This is a genomic window from Peribacillus sp. (assembly GCF_059453735.1).
Genome location: NZ_JAZVJO010000191.1, coordinates 1 through 3,406 on the forward strand (window position 1 = coordinate 1; position 3,406 = coordinate 3,406).

The 3,406-nt window shown below is 37.6% G+C and carries 5 protein-coding genes; 3 read left to right on the forward strand and 2 right to left on the reverse strand.

Going from position 1 to position 3,406, the window contains the following annotated elements; genetic code table 11:
* The coding region (locus tag AC52RT_RS06150; protein WP_495539930.1) for a P-loop NTPase at window positions 1-501 on the forward strand (501 nt) is incomplete at its 5' end.
* A 34-nt stretch (window positions 502-535) separates the two neighbouring features.
* Here the strand turns inward: AC52RT_RS06150 and gerD are convergent.
* Window positions 536-1,144: a spore germination lipoprotein GerD gene (gene gerD, locus AC52RT_RS06155; protein WP_495539931.1), complete on the reverse strand. Its 609-nt coding sequence runs from the start codon at window positions 1,142-1,144 to the stop codon at window positions 536-538.
* Between the two features lie 137 nt (window positions 1,145-1,281).
* Here gerD and AC52RT_RS06160 point away from each other — a divergent pair, with 137 nt between their 5' ends.
* A complete protein-coding gene (locus tag AC52RT_RS06160; protein ID WP_495539932.1) occupies window positions 1,282-1,959 on the forward strand; it encodes a KinB-signaling pathway activation protein in 678 nt (225 codons plus the stop codon).
* 43 nt (window positions 1,960-2,002) lie between these two features.
* On the opposite strand, the gene pdaB is transcribed toward AC52RT_RS06160, so the two are convergent.
* The gene (gene pdaB / locus AC52RT_RS06165; protein ID WP_495539933.1) at window positions 2,003-2,755 is read right to left on the reverse strand and encodes a polysaccharide deacetylase family sporulation protein PdaB; all 753 of its coding nucleotides are present in this window, start codon (window positions 2,753-2,755) and stop codon (window positions 2,003-2,005) included.
* 136 nt (window positions 2,756-2,891) lie between these two features.
* On the opposite strand from pdaB, the gene AC52RT_RS06170 reads away from it, so the two are divergent.
* Window positions 2,892-3,116: a hypothetical protein gene (locus tag AC52RT_RS06170; protein WP_495539934.1), complete on the forward strand. Its 225-nt coding sequence runs from the start codon at window positions 2,892-2,894 to the stop codon at window positions 3,114-3,116.
* The last annotated feature ends 290 nt before the right edge of the window (window positions 3,117-3,406 follow it).

A 3,406-nucleotide genomic window follows, 5' to 3' on the forward strand; every position in this document is an offset into this window, starting at 1 on the left:
GTTGAGGATAATGCACCAATCATTTGGAGAGGTCCGATGCTTGGCAAAATGCTCAACAGCTTTTTCAATGAAGTTGAATGGGGCGATCTTGATTACTTAGTTCTTGATCTTCCTCCTGGTACGGGTGATGTAGCGTTAGATGTACATTCAATGCTTCCATCATGCAAAGAAGTCATTGTAACCACTCCGCATCCAACAGCAGCATTCGTAGCAGCGCGGGCAGGTGCGATGGCGATTAAAACCGAACATGAGGTAATTGGAGTCATTGAGAATATGTCGTATTTCGAAAGCAAAACGACAGGTCAGAAGGAATATGTATTCGGTAAAGGCGGCGGTGCGAAGCTTGCAGAAGAACTACGTACAGAAGTTCTTGGGCAGCTTCCACTTCAGCAACCGGATTGGAACGAGGATGATTTTGCTCCGTCTGTGTATGCGGAAGATCATCGCTTAGGCAGAATATTCACAGATATTGCTGAAAAAATAGTGGCAAAAGTTAAGTAAAGACAAAGAGGCAGACTAATCGTCTGCCTCTGTTTTATTTTTCTTCTTGTTTATTGCCGGATGCGGTTGAAGCTTCTTTAGCTTTAGAAGAGTTTTCTTTTGACAATTCTTTTGCAGCTTTAAGTAAGATATCTTCAATCTTGGCTTTAACCAGCGGACTATCCATCGTTTCAATTAACGTTTCTTTAGAAAGTTCTCGCATTTCTTTAGTTTTGAGTAAGTCTTTAAACTCTTTCTGTAAGTCTGGTTCCTTCAATATATCAATAATCATCCCTCGATAGGTTGGATCCTTTGTTAAATCCTTTAAAAGTGTTTCATGTTCAGTCTTGAGGCTGTTTGCGTATGCTTTTGCGAACTTAGGATCTTTAAACGCCTTTTTCCAAAACTTTTTGCCGTCATCGGAGGTAAGTGTTTCTTTAATGGTCTTTTCTATTGCTTCTTGCTCCATGATAAATTCACTTTTTACTTTTTCATCTGATAATACATCTTGAACGGCTTTTTTACCTTCATCGGATTTAAGGATGTCCACAACCATTTTTTTTGTTTCTTCATAATCCAACTTCTCAGTGCTTGTCTCATTCTGGTTGCAGCCGGAACATATGAGACATAAGAAAAATATAGGTAAGATACCACTGTATCTCATAATCAGAGCCCCTTTCATTGTTTCATATTTTTAATATGGATTACTTGCTGGGTTTTATTCCGGATCTTAGAAAATGTAGATATTTGAAGTGGGAATTGTTACAATTAGATAAGGAAATGATCGACTGGGGGAGCATAATGAATAGCCGAAATATAGTGAACTTATTTATATCTACGTTAGTAATAGGTGGAGTAGCAGCGGGGCTTGCGGGGTTTGTTTTCCGTTGGGATCAATTTCAACCACTTTTTAGTTCTTTTGAAATAGGGGAAATAATTATATCGTTCATTTGGATGATTGGTGTAGGACTGATTTTCAGTGTCCTAAGTCAGGCGGGCTTTTTTGCTTATTTGACGGTTCATCGATTTGGTTTAGGGATATTTAAAAGTGTATCTTTATGGAATTCAGTACAGGTAGTATTAATTATCTTTGTTCTATTTGATTTAGTGTATCTTAGGTATACAAATTTCGCTTCAAAGGGAGAAGCCCTATTTCCATATATAGCGGTTGCGATTATGTTATTGGTCATTGGTTTGATTACCGCTTACTTTAAGGCGAAACAAACAAATAAGCAGGCCTTTATCCCTGCCTTGTTTTTCATGACCGTAATCACAACATTGGAATGGACACCTGTTCTACGTGCGGATGATGACAGCTGGATGTATTTCATGTTTATCCCGTTAATTGTATGTAATATTTATCAGTTGTTAATCCTGGACAAGCTTATTCGTAAATCACAGGTAGAGTTAGAAGCCAGAAGAGCGGAGAAAGCTGCTAGTAAGTCTAAAGGGAAAAATAAAGTGTTAAAGGAAGTTTAATATAGAAAGAGGCTGTCCCAGCACAGAAGGGGCAGCCTTTTTTTTACTGAATCTCTTCACTTTTGGTGCTTGAATTCGAAATCATTTCTGAAACGGTAACGAGGGTCAGTTTTTTTGCTTGTAGGTCTTGAATAAGTGCTGGCAAAGCTTTGTTGGTCTGTTTGGCAGAGTCAGAAGCGTGTAATAGGACAATATCCCCTTTATCTGCCCGGTGAACGTTTTGGACAATCTTTTCAACCCCTGGGTTGGTCCAGTCTTGAGAATCAATGCTCCAATGGACAACGGTATAGCCATATCGCTCGCTTATTTTGAGGAGCCTGCGATCGAAATGACCGGTGGGGGCACGTAGTAAGGTTATATCTTTTACATTTAGTTTTTTAAATGCTTCTTGGGCTCTGCCTATATCTTGCTGAATTTCCTCATCCTTTAATTCGGAATAATCTTTATAAGCGTATCCTAGCATTCCTATTTCATAACCTTCCTTTATAATCGATTCTACTATTTCTGGGTGTCTCTCCGCCCAAGAACCAGAAAGAAAGAAGGTAGCTGATCGAACGTATTCCTTTTTGAGGGTTTTCAATATAGGTACTGTTCTTTCGTCGCCCCATCCAATATTAAAGGTTAAAGCAATGTTTTTTTCTCCTTTATAAACGGCTTTAGGGCCACCAGAAGTAGAAAACACAGGGGCATGAAATAGATTTTGTACAAATAAAAACCAGGCGGAAAAGAAAGCAGCTAATAATATAAGGGCGGCTTGCTTAAACCCTCTTGAATGAAGAACCAAAAAAAACTTCATGTTTTTTATCACCTCGTCCATCTTCTCTTTTTTTCATCCTATGCTGTTTTTTGATATATATAACCTAGTTACGTAAGAAAGCATTTATAAAAACAGGATAACTAGCACAACATACATACATGTGGAGGTGGGACCAGTGTTTGGTATGATCATTGATGAAAAAGAGCGGCTTGAAATAGAGTATCTGTTAAAAAGAGAAATGGATGAGATTTTATTTGATTTTCAGGATGAAAGAATAGAATATATTGTGAAGAATGCTATGGAGGAACGGTATAAGATTTTGTTTGCGTTATTTAAGCGTATAGCACCAGCAAATGAGTGTATGAGGTATATTCCCGGTCACTTGAAGTCCAAAGATTAAGTGTTATCAATTTCTACTGAAAAAGGTTTTAGCGCAGTACTTAATTTTTTTGTAAAAAAACAAAAAAGAATCTTGACTATTGTTTTTAACGCTGATATATTAATAAAGCTGCTACAAGAGCTGACCGAGTATTCAATGGTTATCAAAAAACTTTTTGTAAAAAGTTATTGACGCAGTAAAAGAAATCATGTTATGATAATCAAGTCGCTTCGGAAGAAACGACAACGAAATTGCTCTTTGAAAACTGAACAAAACAAAGCGTCAACGTTTTAAAGAAGTGAGTACACACT